Here is a 13,390-nt window from a genome sequence, read left to right as displayed (position 1 = left end):
ACCAATGTTCACCCACAGCATCCGCCGCCGAGTCATCATCGGCAGCGCTGCACTCACCGCGACAGCGCTCGCCCTGGCCGGGTGCGGACGGTCGAACGATACCCCGAGTGGTGGGTCCCAGCCCACCACGACCGTCAGCGAAGGGCCTGCGACCGGGAACCTGAACATCTGGGCGATGGGCACCGAGGGCGAGAACCTGCCCAAGCTGCTGGACCAGTTCAAGCAGGCCAACCCGGGCGTGAACGTGACCGTCACCCCGATCCCGTGGGACGCGGCGCACAACAAGTTCACCACCGCGATCACCGCGAACACGCTGCCCGACGCGGCGATGGTCGGCACCACCTGGATGGGTGAGTTCGCCGACCTGGGCGCGCTCGACCCGACACCGCAGGGGTTCGACAACTCCGGGTTCTACCCGGGCGCGCTGGACACCACGAAGGTCGGCGGGACGCAGTACGGCGTTCCGTGGTACGTCGAGACGCGGCTCGTGTTCTACCGCAAGGATCTCGCCGCGAAGGCCGGCGTCACCACGCCCCCGACCGACTGGGACGGGCTGAAGGCGATGGCCAAGGCGATGAAGGAGAAGGCGGGCGCGAAGTACGGGATCAACCTGCAACCTGGTGGTGCAGGGTCGTGGCAGACCGTGATGCCGTTCGCGTGGTCGGCCGGGGCGAACATCACCGGCGACGACCAGAAGTCGTTCACGTTCGACACGCCGGAGATGCAGGAGGGGCTCAAGTACTACCAGAGCTTCTTCACCGAGAAGCTGGCCGGGACCGACCTGCCGCCGAACCAGACCGAGGCGCAGTTCGCGAACGGGCAGGTGCCGATGTTCATCTCCGGACCGTGGATGGCCGGATCGGTGGCGAAGGTCGGCGGGGACAAGATCAAGCCGAACATCGGCGTGTTCCAGATCCCGAAGAACAAGACGTCGACGTCGTTCGTCGGTGGGTCGGACTTCGTGGTGTTCAAGGCGTCGAAGAACAAGGACAGCGCCTGGAAGCTGGTGAAGTGGCTGTCCGACGCCAAGACGCAGGCGTCGTGGTTCAAGCTGTCGTCCGACCTGCCGGCCGTGAAGAGCGCGTGGCAGGACCCGAGCATCTCGTCCGATCCGCTGCTGCCCGTCTTCGGCAAGCAGCTCGACGACGCCAAGGCACCGCCGGCGATCGTCAACTGGGAGCAGGTGGCCACCGCCTTCGACACCGAGATCGAGAAGATGGCCAAGGCAGGCCAGTCGCCGGCGGACACCGCGAAGGCGATCCAGACCAAGGCCACCCAGATCGGCACCGGCGGTAGCTGATGAGCTCCACACTCACGGAGCCGCAGGCCCAGGCGGTACGGCGAACGCCGCCGCCTGGGGGCCCGCGACGGAGGCTCACCCGCGAGACCGCCGCAGCCTGGATCCTCGCGCTGCCGTTCGTCGTGCTGTTCCTCGCGTTTACCGCGGGGCCGGTGCTGGGGTCGCTCGGGATGAGTTTTACCGACATCCGGCAGCGGGATCTGCGTACGCCGTTCGCGGTGGACGGTGTTGGGTTCGGCAACTATGTGAAGGCGTTGCAGGACGAGACGTTCCAGAAGGCCGCCTTCAACACCGGGTACTTCGTTGTGATCGGCGTACCCGTGACGCTGGTGGTCGCGCTGGCGGCGGCAGTGCTGCTGGATCGCGGGATCAAACGGTTCCAGGGGCTGTTCAAGGTGGGTTACTACCTGCCGGTCGTGACCTCGATCGTGGCGATCGCCGTGATCTGGCGGTTCGTGCTGTCGCCGGACAACGGGCTGGTGAACACCGTGCTCGGCTGGGTCGGGATCGACGGGCCGAACTGGCTCGCGTCCAAGACCTGGGCGATGCCGTCGCTGATCGCGATGGCCGTCTGGCGCAACTTCGGCTCGGCGATGATCATCTTCCTGGCCGGCCTCCAGGGCATCCCGCAGTCGGTCGAGGAGGCCGGTGAGATCGACGGCGCCACCGCCTGGCAACGGTTCCGGTACCTGATCCTGCCGTTGCTCCGGCCGACGGTCCTGTTCACCAGCGTGACCACCGGGATCGGCTACCTGCAGTTCTTCGAGGAGCCGTTCGTGATGACCCAGGGCGGTCCGCTGAACAGCACGATCTCGGTCTCGATGTACACCTACCAGCAGTTCGGCTTCGGCAACTACGGCCTCGCCACGTCGATGGCGTACATCCTGTTCGTCGTCATCGCCGTCGTCACGTTCATCCAGTTCCGGCTGCTGAGGGAGAAGTGATGCGCCGCACCTGGTGGATCTACCTGATCGGCGTCCTCGGTCTGGTCGCCGTCGCCGCACCGTTCCTCTGGATGGTGCTCGGCAGTTTCAAGACGCAGGGCGAGCTGCTCCGCGTCCCCCCGACCTGGTGGCCGCAGGACGCGACCACGCAGAACTACGGCGACCTGTTCAGCAAGGCGAACTTCCCGCGGTACTTCGTCAACTCGACGCTGGTCGCGCTGGTCGTCACCGCGGGCAACCTGACCTTCTGCTCGATGATCGGCTACGCCCTGGCGAAGCTGCGGTTCCGCGGCCGGAACGCGCTCTTCGTGCTGGTGCTGGCGACGCTGATGATCCCGGGCATGGTCACGTTCGTCCCGCTGTTCGTGCTCGTCACCAACGCCGGGCTGGCGAACACCTACCCCGGCCTGATCCTGCCGTTCCTGGTCTCGCCGTTCGGCGTGTTCCTGATGCGGCAGTTCTTCCTCGGGCTGCCGGACGACCTGATGGACGCCGGTCGCGTGGACGGCAGCGGCGAGCTGGGCATCTTCGCCCGGATCATGCTGCCGCTGACCCGGCCCGCGCTGGCCACGCTCGGCATCCTCACCTTCCTCGGCTCCTGGAACAACTTCCTCTGGCCGCTGGTGATCGCCCAGACCGAGGACAAGTACACCCTTCCCGTCGCCCTGGCGCTGTACTCGACCGGACAGAACGCGCAGAACTTCGGCCTGCTGATGGCCGGCGCGGTCGTGGTCGTCGTACCGGTGCTCGTCATGTTCCTGGCCTTCCAGCGGCACGTGACCAAGGGCATCGCCATCACTGGACTCAAATAATCCCTGGAGACTTCGATGACCGCCTTCATCAGTCGACGTACCTTGCTTGCTTCTACTGGCGCGCTCGCACTTACGGGCGTCGAATCACCCGCTTTCGGGGGAACGTCCGCGTACACCCAGAGCTCGAAAGACAGGTGGGTTCCCAGCCCGGCCGACCGGGCGACAGTTGGGCGGTGGGCTCGGGATACCTGGCGCAGCATCGTTGCGATGACCGACGAGAAGACCGGGCTGCCGGCCGACAACATCGGGGAGTCGGTGACGAACCCGGTGCGCAGCAACTACACGTCGCCGACCAATATCGGCGGCTACCTGTGGAGCACGGTCGTCGCGCGGCACCTCGGGATCATCTCGCCGCAGGAGTCGCTGCGCCGGGTCACCCAGACGCTGACCACGATGAAGAACGCCGTCCACCACGTGCCCAGCGGCATGTACTTCAACTGGTACGACGAAGCCACCGGCGAGGTTCGGCACGTCGACCCGGACGGCACCAGGCCGATCACGCCGTTCGTCTCCAGCGTCGACAACGCCTGGTTCGCCTGCGCGCTGATGGTGGTCCGCAACGCCGAGCCGCGCGCCCGCGTCCTCGCCGACTCGATCCTCGACCGGATGAACTTCAAGTTCTACTACAACCCCGCGGCCCGCCCCGGCGGCCTGATGCGCGGCGGCTTCTTCGAGACCCCGCCGCCGGACGAAGAGACCGACAAGGGCAACCACGCCGGCGTCGGCCCGGACGTGTACTACCGCAAGTTCCACTACGACACCTGCAACACCGAGGCGCGGATCGCCGGGTACATCGGCTTCGCGCTCAACCAGGTCCCGCACACGCAGTACTTCGCCACCTACCGGACCTTCCCGGACACCTGCGACTGGTCGTGGGTCGAGCAGAAGCCGAAGGGCGTGCACCGGACGTACCTCGGCCTGGACGTCTTCGAAGGCACCTACGAGTACCGCGGCATGCGCCTGGTTCCGTCCTGGGGCGGCGACATGTTCGAGTCGCTGATGCCGGACCTGTTCGTCCCCGAGGCGACCTGGGCGCCGCGCAGCTGGGGCCTCAACCACCCGCTGACCGTCCGCGCGCAGATCGAGCACGGACTCGACGACGCGAAGTACGGCTACTGGGGCTTCTCCCCCGCCTCGAACCCCAAGGGCGGGTACTCCGTCTACGGCGTCGAGCCGATCGGGATGGACCCGGGCGGCTACCCGTCCGACCTCGAGGGCACGAACTACGACGGCGGTTTCGAGGGCTGCCGCGAGGGCACCAACCCGAACCCGACGTACGGCGACGGCGTCGTCACCCCGCACGCCGCCTTCCTGGCGATGTCCTACGCGCCGCGGCAGGCCATCGACAACCTTCGGAAGATCGAGACCAGCCTGCACGCGTACGGCGCCGGCGGGTTCTTCGACTCGGTCGCAGTGAAGTCCGGGCTGATCGCGCGCCGCTACCTGTCGCTGGACCAGGCCATGGTGATGGGTGCCATCGGCAACGTGTTCGGCAACGACCTGATCCGGCGGAGCTTCGCCAGCCGCACGGTCGAGCAGCGGATCCGGCCCTTGATCGCGATGGAGCAGTTCGGCTCCGGCCTCGTCTAGACAGGAGATCGCCACCTATGCAGCAGGACGCCAGGACCGACTGGGACGCCCGGATCGCACGGCGCAGCGACGAGGACCGCGCCTTCGCCTTCCCGGAGCTCGATCCACCGAAGGAGGTCTCGGCGGTCGGCGGCATCGGCCAGGTGACGATCGACTGGTCGCCGGTGGACGGCGCGGTCGGGTACCTGATCCTTCGCGGCACCGGTGAACGCGGTCCGTTGGAGCCGGTCGACCACCACAGCGGTGACGTGCTCTCGGTGCCGGCTCCGCCGTACGTCGACACCACGGTCACCCCGGGGACGCCGTACCGCTATGCGGTGGCGAGCGTGCCCGAGGTGACCGTGCACGGGAAGCCGAGTCACACCGTCGGGGCCGTGCCGCTGGTTGCCGATGGCACCGTCCCGGCCGTTGCCGTGACCGTCGATGTGGTTGCTGAAGGCACCGAGTTGCACCGGCCGTGGGAGCCGATGATCGGCAGCGAACGGCTCAGCCAGCTGCTCTGCACGGACCGGACCGGCGGCCACGAGATCGGGACCGAGCTCGAGGACGCGCTGCGCCGGATGCGCAACGAGCTCGGCGTCCGGGCGGTCCGCGCGCACGCGATCTTCCACGACGACACGCACGTCGTCGACGGGTCGTCGTACGACTTCTCCGTGGTGGACGCGATCTACGACAAGCTGCTCGGGATCGGGCTGCGGCCGGTGGTCGAGCTCGGCTTCATGCCGCGCGAGCTGGCGAGCGACCCGACGAGGACGGTCTTCGAGTACGGCGCGATCATCTCGCCGCCGGCCTCGTACGACGCCTGGCACGACCTCGTCCGCGCGCTCGTCCAGCACCTGGTCGACCGGTACGGGCTCGACGAGGTGCTGACCTGGGACTTCGAGGTCTGGAACGAGGCCAACCTCGAGGTCTTCTGGTCCGGCACCAAGACCGAGTGGCTGCAGCTGTACGACGTGACCGCGGCCGCCGTGAAGTCCGTCGACCCCCGCCTCGCCGTCGGCGGCCCGGCCTCCGCCGCGGCCGGCTGGGTGGACGATCTGCTGATTCATGCCAAACGGTACGGAACGCCGGTCGATTTCATCTCGACGCACACCTACGGAAGCCCGCCGCTGGACGTGCGGGCATCGCTGGAGCGGCACGGGTACGGCGACGCGCGGATCCTCTGGACCGAGTGGGGCGTGACGCCGCGGCACTTCAACCCGATCAACGACTCCCTCTTCGCGGGGATCTTCCTGCTCCGCGGCATGCGGTCGGCCGCCGGGCGGATCGAAGCACTGTCCTACTGGGTCGCGTCCGACCACTTCGAAGAGCTGGGCCGTCCTCCGCGCTTCCTGCACGGCGGTTTCGGCCTCCAGACCGTCGGTGGCGTGGCGAAACCGCGCTACCACGCGCTGACCCTGCTCAGTCGGCTCGGCCCGGACGAGTTGCCGGTCACGCTGAGCGGTGACGGCGCAGGCAGCCTGGTGGAAGCGTGGGCATCCCGAGACCGCGACCGCATCGCCGTACTGCTCTGGAATCTGACGCTCGATCAGTCCAAGGCAGACGGCGCTGCCGAGCTGTCACGGAATGTTCGTCTGCAGCTGCCGGGGATCGATCCGTCCTGGGAAGCAACTGCGACGACCCTGGCCATCGGCATCGGCGACCTGGCGACAGCCGCTGCAGGGCTCCCCGACTGGCCAACGGATGACCAGCTGAGGGACCTGAAGGAGCAGACGAAGCTGGTCAGTACTCCACTGGAGTTACACGACGCAACGGTCGAACTGACTCTCCCGATGCCTTCCGCAGTTCTGGTGGAACTTCGTCCGCGTCGAGGTTGACCGCCTCCTGGATCCACCGCTCCACCCCGGCAATGTGCACCGTGGCCCAGGCACGGGCGACCTCTGGTTCGTGTCCTTCGATCGCGGCCAGGATCGCCCGGTGCTCGGCGAGCGTCCGCGCGACTGCGTCCGTCTGCGTCAGCCCGCGCCAGATCCGCGCCCGGTACGTCGGCTGCCGCAGGCTGTCGATGATCGACGCCAGCGCCCGGTTCCCGCTGCCCACCGCGAGCATCCGGTGGAACTCGACGTCACTCGCGAGCAGATCCTCGACCGACGGCTCCGGGCCGAGGTCGTCGAGCAGCTTGCGCAGGGCGGCCACGTCCTCCTCCGGCATCCGCAGCGCCGCCCGCGCGGCGGCGGCCGGCTCGAGGATCCGCCGTACCTCGAAGAACTCCAGGACCGAGGCGTCCTGGTGCAGGTCCAGCACGAAGCCCATCGTCTCCATCAGCAGCGCCGGGTCGAGGCTCGTCACGTAGGTGCCGTCGCCCTGCCGGACCTCCAGCACCCGGATGATCGCGAGCGCCTTCACCGCCTCGCGCAGCGAGCTCCGGGACAGGCCGAGCCGGGCCGCCAGGTCCGTCTCCCGGGGCAGCCGGTCGCCGGGCTGCAGCTCGCCCGCGACGATCATCTGCTTGATCCGGTCGATGGCCTCGTCGGTGACCCGCATTGACCCTCCCTCACCGCTTAAAGATCCGATGTCTGCTCTTTATACATCCGATCTTTCTGAAGGAGTTAGCGCTCAAACAATACTTTACGCGCTGAAGTATAGCCCTGAACTGTTGACTAGCCCGAAGACTTCCAAATATAGATCGGATCACTGGAACTTTCCCCTGGAGGTTGAGCGATGAATCGAACACCAGCGCGGGCACGGCGCTGGGCCACTGCCGCCCTGTCGGCGATGGCTCTGGTCGCGGTGGCTGCCTGTGGGGGCGGCAACAACGGCAGCGGCGGCGGGTCCGGCTCGGCCGACAAGGCCGACCTGACCTGGGCGTTCTGGGTCGCCGGCGCCGAGGACACGGCGGCCTGGCAGAAGGTCGCCGACCAGGCCCACACCGATCACGCCGGGATCACCGTCAAGCTCCAGGGCGCCCCCTGGGACAACTACTGGTCGAAGATCGGGACCACGCTGGCCGGCGGCAAGGCACCGTGCATCATCGGCATGCAGAGTCTGCGGATGGCGTCGTACGCCAACGCGATGGTGCCGCTGGACGACCTGATGAAGAAGTACGGCATGAAGGCCGAGGACTTCGACAAGCCGATCATGGACGGCCTGAAGGCGGACGGGAAGCAGATCGCGATCCCGTACGACTCCGGCCCGATGGTGATCTTCTACAACAAGGACCTGTTCAAGGCCGCCGGCGTGGCCGACCCGAAGCCGGGCTGGACGATGGACGACTTCAAGGCGGCCGCAAAGAAGCTGACCGCAGCCGGTAAGAGCGGCCTGGTGACGACCCCCGGCGACCTGGGCACAATGTCCTGGGTGCGGACCATGACCGGCGCCGAGCCGCTGGCCGACGGCAAGCTCAACCTCACCGACCCGAAGTTCGAGCAGGGCTTCTCGCAGTACGCCGACTTCGTCAAGACCGACAAGATCGCCCCGCAGGTGCCGGGCGGCAACCCCGACTTCGAGACCCAGCAGTTCACCGGCGGCAAGGCAGCCATGCAGCTGAACGGACCGTGGTCGCTGATCGACACCAAGGGCAAGGTCAAGTTCGACCTCGGCATCGCACCGATCCCGGCCGGTCCGGACGGCTCGAAGACGTACACCGCCGGCTCGGGCTTCGGGATCTCCCGGTCCTGCAAGACGCCGGACGCCGCCTTCCAGGCGATCATGTCGATGACGAGCGAGAAGCCGCTGACCACGCTGGCCGAGGCGGGCCGCGCGTACCCGTCCCGCACCGCGGCGCACCCGGCCTGGTTCACCGCCGCCAAGATCGACGGCGCCAAGGAGACCATCGACTACGCCTCCGAGCACTCGATCCCGCTGGTCACCTCGAAGAACTGGGTCCAGGTGGCCGACCTGCTCACCCGGTTCGGGACCCAGGCGCTGAACGGTGAGATCCCGCCCGACCAGGCACTGAAGACCATCCAGGACCAGGCGGGCGCTGGTTCCTGATGGCCACGGACACCACCGGCACCACCGTCGCTCCCCCGGGCGCACCTTCGCGTGCCGCCCGGGCGGGGCGCCGCCCCGCGTTGCGCCGGGACGGCCGGTCCGCATCGGTCTTCCTGGCCCCGAGTCTCGGCGGCCTGGCCCTGTTCACGCTGTTCCCGACCGCGATGGCGCTGGGGATCAGCTTGTTCGACTGGCCGGTGTTCGGTGAGCGCACGTTCGTCGGCCTCGGCAACTACTCCCACCTGCTGCACGACCCGGTGTTCCGCCGGGTGGTGCTGAACACCGTGCTGTTCGTGGTGCTGTACATCCCGCTGAACGTGGTCGTCTCGCTCGGGCTGGCGGTCTGGCTCGGCCCGCAGATCAAAGGCCGGCAGGCGTTCCGGGTGCTGTTCTTCATCCCGGTGATGACGCCGATGGTCGCCAACGTGATGGTCTGGCGGCTGCTGTTCCAGCCGGGTGGTCTGATCGACGGCGGCCTGCAGAGCTGGTTCGGCATCAACGCGCCGAACTTCCTCGGCTCCTCCAGCTGGGCGATGCCGGCCATCGTGGCGATGTCGATCTGGCAGGGCTTCGGCTACAACTTCCTGGTCTTCTCCGCCGCGCTCGACCAGGTGCCGCAGTCGCAGCTGGAGTCGGCGCAGATCGACGGCGCCGGCCCGCTGCAGCGGTTCCGCTACATCACCTGGCCGATGATCACGCCGTCGATGTTCTTCGCCACCACGATGACGCTGATCACCTCGTTCCAGGTGTTCGCGCAGCCGTTCATCCTGACCCAGGGCGGCCCGGGCGTGGCCACCCAGACCATCGTCATGTACGTCTACAACCAGGGCTGGAAGTTCCTCACGATGGGGCTGGCGTCGGCGGCCGGCTGGGTGCTGTTCGTGATCATCATGGGCATCACCGCGATCCAGTTCGTCGGGCAGAAGCGGTGGGTGAACTATGACGTCTGATACCAACAGCGCCGCCCGCAAGGTCCGCAGCGGCGTCTCGCACACCTTGCTGGTCGTCGTCGGGATCGTCTTCCTCGGCCCGCTGGTGTACGCCGTCTCGACGTCGCTGAAACCCTCCGACGAGGTGTTCACCCCGACCCCGCACCTGTTCGGCTCCGAGATCCGCTGGAAGAACTACGCCGACGCGTTCACGTTCGCGCCGTTCGACAAGTACTTCCTGAACAGCCTGTTCGTGGCGGTCGCCGGGACGCTCGTGGTGGTGGCTGCCTCGAGCATGTCGGCGTACGCCTTTGCCCGGTTGCGGTTCCGGGGCCGGGACCAGCTGTTCGTGCTGTTCCTGGGCACGCTGATGGTGCCGCAGGAGGTGCTGATCGTGCCGATGTACTGGCTGATGCAGTCGCTCGGCTGGGTGGACAGCTACTGGGCGCTGATCCTGCCCTGGGCGTTCACCGCGTTCGGTACCTTCCTGCTGCGGCAGTTCTTCCTGACCGTCCCGGCGGAGCTCGAGGAAGCGGCGCGCGTGGACGGCTGCGGGCCGTTCGGCTCGTTCTTCCGGATCATGCTGCCGCTGGCCCGGCCGGCCCTCGCAGTACTCACGGTCTTCACCTTCATCAGCTTCTGGGGCAGCTTCCTGTGGCCACTGATCATCATCAACAGCGTCGAGGACAAGGGCACCGTCCCGCTCGGGCTGGCGCAGTTCGTCGGCCAGCAGGGCACGCAGTGGAACCTGATGATGGCGGCCTCGATCCTGGCGATGATCCCGACCGTGCTGCTGGTCGTACTCCTGCAGAAGCACCTCGTCCGCGGCCTGCTCGTGACCGGACTCGGCGGCCGCTAACCCTTCCCTTTCTTTCCCTTTATTTCAAGGAGATCGACAATGACTGACGCGCCTCCCGCGGCCTCTGTGGAGAGGTTTCGTGACTGGCGGTTCGGCCTGTTCGTGCACTGGGGTCTGTACTCGCTGCCCGCGCGGCACGAGTGGGTCAAGAACCGCGAGCGGCTGACCGACGAGGACTACCAGCCGTACTTCGACCACTTCGAGCCGGACCTGTACGACCCGGCCAAGTGGGCGCGGGCGGCGCGTGAGGCCGGGATGAAGTACGCCGTACTCACGACCAAGCACCACGAGGGTTTCTGCTTGTGGGACTCGAAGGTGTCCGACTACACCGTCGCGCACACGGCGTGGGGCGCGGGGAAGGACCTGGTCAAGCAGTTCGTCGAGGCGTGCCGGGCCGAGGGGCTCGGGGTCGGGTTCTACCACTCGCTGATCGACTGGCACCACCCGGAATTCCCGATCGACCTCGTGCACCCGCAACGGGACGACGAGGAGGCGATCGCGAAGGCGGCGGGGCGAGACGTGCAGGTGTACGCGGAGTACCTGCATGCGCAGACGCGGGAGCTGCTGACGAACTACGGGCCGATCGACATCATGTGGTTCGACTTCTCGTACCCGGGGCGCAAGTACGACGACGGACGCGACGGGCACGGCAAGGGCCGGGACGACTGGCAGTCCGAGAAGCTGATGGCGATGGTGCGGGAGCTGCAGCCCGGCATCCTGATCAACGACCGGCTGGACATCCCCGGCGACTTCGTGACGCCGGAGCAGTACCAGCCGGACGGCCCGATGGTTCGCGACGGCAAGCCGGTGCTGTGGGAGGCCTGCCAGACGCTGAACGGCAGCTGGGGCTACGACCGCGACAACCTCGACTGGAAGTCACCCGAGACGCTGGTCAAGATGCTCGTCGACTCGGTCTCCAAGGACGGCAACCTCCTGCTCAACGTCGGCCCCACGGCCCGCGGCGAGTTCGACCCCCGCGCCCTGGCGACCTTGTCGTCCATCGGCGAATGGATGCGTCTGCACGAACGCTCCATCCGCGGCGCCCGCCCCGCGGAGTACACCGCCCCGGTCGACTGCCGCTTCACCCAGAAGGGCAACCGCCTCTACCTGCACCTCTTCTCTTGGCCGATGGGCCACATCCACCTCCCCGGCCTGGCCGGCAAGGTCAGCTACGCCCAACTCCTCAACGACGCCTCCGAAATCACACGAATCGTCAACGACCCCCACCAACAAGCCCAGAACACCACCATGGGCGGCGTCTCGTCCGAGACGCTGACGTTGAAGCTGCCGATCCAGCGCCCGAACGTGCTGGTCCCGGTCATCGAGCTGTTCCTCTAGACCATCGGTCCGCGGTTGGCGAGCGGTCCGCCCGGGTTCCCCTCCCCGGACGGACCGCTCGTCTGCTGACAAAATCGGTGACCGTACGGCGCTCCAGGCCGCGAACGGTGCCATTCTGAAGGCACGGCTCCTGAGGGGGAATCATGATCCTGACCGAGGTACGCGCGGCCGTTCCGGTCGCTCGGGAACAGGAAGTGCTGGACGGTTACCGGAAGCTGGGCGAAGCGCCGGTGCCGGACGGGCTGGTGCAGTCGTGGTTGCTGCGGGAGGACGACGAGCACTGGCGGATCCAGACCCTCTGGCGCGACCAGGCTGCGCTCGACGCGATGCGCAGCGCGCCCGAACCGCCGGCCGCACCGGCGTTGTTCAGGTCGGTGGGCGCTGAGCCTGTGCTCACCGTTCTCCCCGTCGCCGCCGAGATCGGCGGTTGATCAGGTCCTCAGTCGCCCGCGGGCACCGGGCGCCCGGGCTGTTCGCCGCCGCGGGCTTCCAGGTAGTTGTTCTTGGGGACCATCACCTTGCGGCGGAAGAGGCAGACTACGGTTCCGTCTTGTTTGTAGCCTTTGGTTTCTACGTGGACTATGCCTCGGTCGTCCTTGGACGTGGACTCCCACTTGTCCAGGACGACCGTCTCGCCGTAGATGGTGTCGCCGTGGAAGGTAGGGGCGACGTGGCGGAGGGACTCGATCTCCAGATTGGCGATGGCCTTGCCGCTGACGTCCGGGACGGACATGCCGAGCAGGATCGAGTAGATATAGTTGCCGACGACAACGTTCTTGCCGAACTGGGTCGTTTCTTCGGCGTAGTGCGCGTCGAGGTGGAGCGGGTGGTGGTTCATCGTGAGCAGGCAGAACAGGTGGTCGTCGTACTCCGTCACCGTCTTGCCCGGCCAGTGCTTGTAGACCGCACCGACCTCGAACTCCTCGTAGCTGCGCCCGAACTGCATGCCGGCTCCTTCTCCACAGGTGAACCCCCATGCTGCCGGAACCGGACCAGTGCGGTCCGTGGTCTGGCTCTCACCGACGGGAGAGATGCGTCACCTCTCCCGCCGGAAAGGGTCAGTCCTGCGGCCGCTGGACCGGCTGCTGCACCGGCTGCTGTGGCACCGGCTGCTCCGGCACGAGCGGGTTGACCTCGCCCTTCAGCGCCAGCTTGGCCAGGTGGTTCCGCGCCTCTTCAGCGAACTTGAAGTCGCAGAGAACGTCGTACGTCGTCGCCACCACCGCGGTCCGCGACGTGAAGTCGCGTCGGCCGGCCGACTGCGCGTAGCTCAATCCACCGAACACCAGGCCGAAGAAGGCGCCCAGCACCACACCGGTCAGCAGCGCCGCGAGCCAGTTACCACTCGTGAACAGCCCCAGCAGCAGTCCGACGAACAGACCGAACCAGGCACCGCTGGCCAGACCCGCGGCCAGGGCACGCCCCCAGGTGAGCCGGCCGGTGATCTTCTCCACCTGCCGGAGGTTGTTGCCGACGATGGTCGTGTGCTCGACCGGGAACTTCTCGTCCGAGAGGTAGTCGACAGCTCGCTGCGCCTCCCGGTAGGTGTCGTACGTCCCGATCGTCAGGCCGCTCGGCCGGGGGTCCATCGCTGGTATGCCCTGCGTGGTCATCGTCGTTCCTCTCCACGTGCTTCCACCCCCATCATTGCCGACGGCTGGTTACCGCGTCTTGATAGCCTCGCC

Annotated in this window: 13 protein-coding genes; 10 read left to right on the top strand and 3 right to left on the bottom strand. The window is 67.2% G+C overall.

Going from position 1 to position 13,390, the window contains the following annotated elements; translation table 11 throughout:
• Positions 1-4 precede the first annotated feature (4 nt).
• Genes AB0E69_RS22745 through AB0E69_RS22725 form a run of 5 tightly spaced genes read left to right on the top strand, consistent with a single transcriptional unit; the run spans position 5 to position 6,463 of the window.
• Positions 5-1,300, top strand: a complete 1,296-nt coding sequence (locus tag AB0E69_RS22745) for a sugar ABC transporter substrate-binding protein (RefSeq protein WP_360149252.1) — start codon at positions 5-7, stop codon at positions 1,298-1,300.
• Positions 1,300-2,244, top strand: a complete 945-nt coding sequence (locus tag AB0E69_RS22740; RefSeq protein WP_360149249.1) for a sugar ABC transporter permease — start codon at positions 1,300-1,302, stop codon at positions 2,242-2,244. Before AB0E69_RS22745 ends, AB0E69_RS22740 begins: the two co-directional genes overlap by 1 nt.
• The gene (locus AB0E69_RS22735; protein ID WP_360149246.1) at positions 2,244-3,056 is read left to right on the top strand and encodes a carbohydrate ABC transporter permease; all 813 of its coding nucleotides are present in this window, start codon (positions 2,244-2,246) and stop codon (positions 3,054-3,056) included. The genes AB0E69_RS22740 and AB0E69_RS22735 overlap by 1 nt, the downstream gene beginning before the upstream one ends.
• 15 nt (positions 3,057-3,071) lie before the next feature.
• Positions 3,072-4,646: a glucoamylase family protein gene (locus tag AB0E69_RS22730; protein WP_360149243.1), complete on the top strand. Its 1,575-nt coding sequence runs from the start codon at positions 3,072-3,074 to the stop codon at positions 4,644-4,646.
• 17 nt (positions 4,647-4,663) lie between these two features.
• A complete protein-coding gene (locus tag AB0E69_RS22725) occupies positions 4,664-6,463 on the top strand; it encodes a xylan 1,4-beta-xylosidase (protein ID WP_360149240.1) in 1,800 nt (599 codons plus the stop codon).
• Here the strand turns inward: AB0E69_RS22725 and AB0E69_RS22720 are convergent.
• Positions 6,369-7,130, bottom strand: coding sequence for a FadR/GntR family transcriptional regulator (locus AB0E69_RS22720; RefSeq protein ID WP_360149237.1), 762 nt, complete (start codon positions 7,128-7,130; stop codon positions 6,369-6,371). The genes AB0E69_RS22725 and AB0E69_RS22720 overlap by 95 nt on opposite strands.
• A 177-nt stretch (positions 7,131-7,307) precedes the next feature.
• Here AB0E69_RS22720 and AB0E69_RS22715 point away from each other — a divergent pair, with 177 nt between their 5' ends.
• The 5 genes from AB0E69_RS22715 to AB0E69_RS22695 all read left to right on the top strand — a co-directional run bounded on the left by AB0E69_RS22715 (position 7,308) and on the right by AB0E69_RS22695 (position 12,136).
• Positions 7,308-8,579: a sugar ABC transporter substrate-binding protein gene (locus tag AB0E69_RS22715; protein ID WP_360149234.1), complete on the top strand. Its 1,272-nt coding sequence runs from the start codon at positions 7,308-7,310 to the stop codon at positions 8,577-8,579.
• On the top strand, positions 8,579-9,529 hold the full coding sequence (locus AB0E69_RS22710; RefSeq protein WP_360149231.1) for a sugar ABC transporter permease: 951 nt from the start codon (positions 8,579-8,581) through the stop codon (positions 9,527-9,529). The genes AB0E69_RS22715 and AB0E69_RS22710 overlap by 1 nt, the downstream gene beginning before the upstream one ends.
• On the top strand, positions 9,519-10,367 hold the full coding sequence (locus tag AB0E69_RS22705) for a carbohydrate ABC transporter permease (protein ID WP_360149228.1): 849 nt from the start codon (positions 9,519-9,521) through the stop codon (positions 10,365-10,367). Before AB0E69_RS22710 ends, AB0E69_RS22705 begins: the two co-directional genes overlap by 11 nt.
• 39 nt (positions 10,368-10,406) lie before the next feature.
• Complete coding sequence (locus AB0E69_RS22700) at positions 10,407-11,705, top strand: alpha-L-fucosidase (protein ID WP_360149225.1); 1,299 nt, start codon at positions 10,407-10,409, stop codon at positions 11,703-11,705.
• Positions 11,706-11,848: 143 nt separating this feature from the next.
• Positions 11,849-12,136 carry a hypothetical protein gene (locus tag AB0E69_RS22695; RefSeq protein WP_360149222.1) on the top strand — a complete coding sequence of 96 codons (288 nt, stop codon included), beginning with the start codon at positions 11,849-11,851 and terminating at the stop codon, positions 12,134-12,136.
• Positions 12,137-12,144: 8 nt separating this feature from the next.
• Here the strand turns inward: AB0E69_RS22695 and AB0E69_RS22690 are convergent, their stop codons facing one another.
• Together AB0E69_RS22690 and AB0E69_RS22685 are read right to left on the bottom strand one after the other, a co-directional pair.
• Positions 12,145-12,651, bottom strand: a complete 507-nt coding sequence (locus tag AB0E69_RS22690; RefSeq protein ID WP_360149219.1) for a MaoC family dehydratase — start codon at positions 12,649-12,651, stop codon at positions 12,145-12,147.
• Between the two features lie 112 nt (positions 12,652-12,763).
• Positions 12,764-13,318 carry a general stress protein gene (locus tag AB0E69_RS22685; protein WP_360149216.1) on the bottom strand — a complete coding sequence of 185 codons (555 nt, stop codon included), beginning with the start codon at positions 13,316-13,318 and terminating at the stop codon, positions 12,764-12,766.
• Positions 13,319-13,390: the final 72 nt, after the last annotated feature.

The sequence above is a fragment of the Kribbella sp. NPDC026611 genome (assembly GCF_040638345.1).
Lineage (GTDB): Bacteria > Actinomycetota > Actinomycetes > Propionibacteriales > Kribbellaceae > Kribbella.
The sequence above is the reverse complement of the archived record's forward strand: the minus strand, read 5'-3'. Positions and strand labels throughout refer to the sequence as shown.

What these genes read in the sequence shown, in the direction of transcription:
- AB0E69_RS22745 (WP_360149252.1), top strand. Translation starts at nt 5, where the DNA reads ATGTTCACCCACAGCATCCGCCGCCGAGTCATCATCGGCAGCGCTGCA.
- AB0E69_RS22740 (WP_360149249.1), top strand. Translation starts at nt 1,300, where the DNA reads ATGAGCTCCACACTCACGGAGCCGCAGGCCCAGGCGGTACGGCGAACG.
- AB0E69_RS22735 (WP_360149246.1), top strand. Translation starts at nt 2,244, where the DNA reads ATGCGCCGCACCTGGTGGATCTACCTGATCGGCGTCCTCGGTCTGGTC.
- AB0E69_RS22730 (WP_360149243.1), top strand. Translation starts at nt 3,072, where the DNA reads ATGACCGCCTTCATCAGTCGACGTACCTTGCTTGCTTCTACTGGCGCG.
- AB0E69_RS22725 (WP_360149240.1), top strand. Translation starts at nt 4,664, where the DNA reads ATGCAGCAGGACGCCAGGACCGACTGGGACGCCCGGATCGCACGGCGC.
- AB0E69_RS22720 (WP_360149237.1), bottom strand. Translation starts at nt 7,130, where the DNA reads ATGCGGGTCACCGACGAGGCCATCGACCGGATCAAGCAGATGATCGTC.
- AB0E69_RS22715 (WP_360149234.1), top strand. Translation starts at nt 7,308, where the DNA reads ATGAATCGAACACCAGCGCGGGCACGGCGCTGGGCCACTGCCGCCCTG.
- AB0E69_RS22710 (WP_360149231.1), top strand. Translation starts at nt 8,579, where the DNA reads ATGGCCACGGACACCACCGGCACCACCGTCGCTCCCCCGGGCGCACCT.
- AB0E69_RS22705 (WP_360149228.1), top strand. Translation starts at nt 9,519, where the DNA reads ATGACGTCTGATACCAACAGCGCCGCCCGCAAGGTCCGCAGCGGCGTC.
- AB0E69_RS22700 (WP_360149225.1), top strand. Translation starts at nt 10,407, where the DNA reads ATGACTGACGCGCCTCCCGCGGCCTCTGTGGAGAGGTTTCGTGACTGG.
- AB0E69_RS22695 (WP_360149222.1), top strand. Translation starts at nt 11,849, where the DNA reads ATGATCCTGACCGAGGTACGCGCGGCCGTTCCGGTCGCTCGGGAACAG.
- AB0E69_RS22690 (WP_360149219.1), bottom strand. Translation starts at nt 12,651, where the DNA reads ATGCAGTTCGGGCGCAGCTACGAGGAGTTCGAGGTCGGTGCGGTCTAC.
- AB0E69_RS22685 (WP_360149216.1), bottom strand. Translation starts at nt 13,318, where the DNA reads ATGACCACGCAGGGCATACCAGCGATGGACCCCCGGCCGAGCGGCCTG.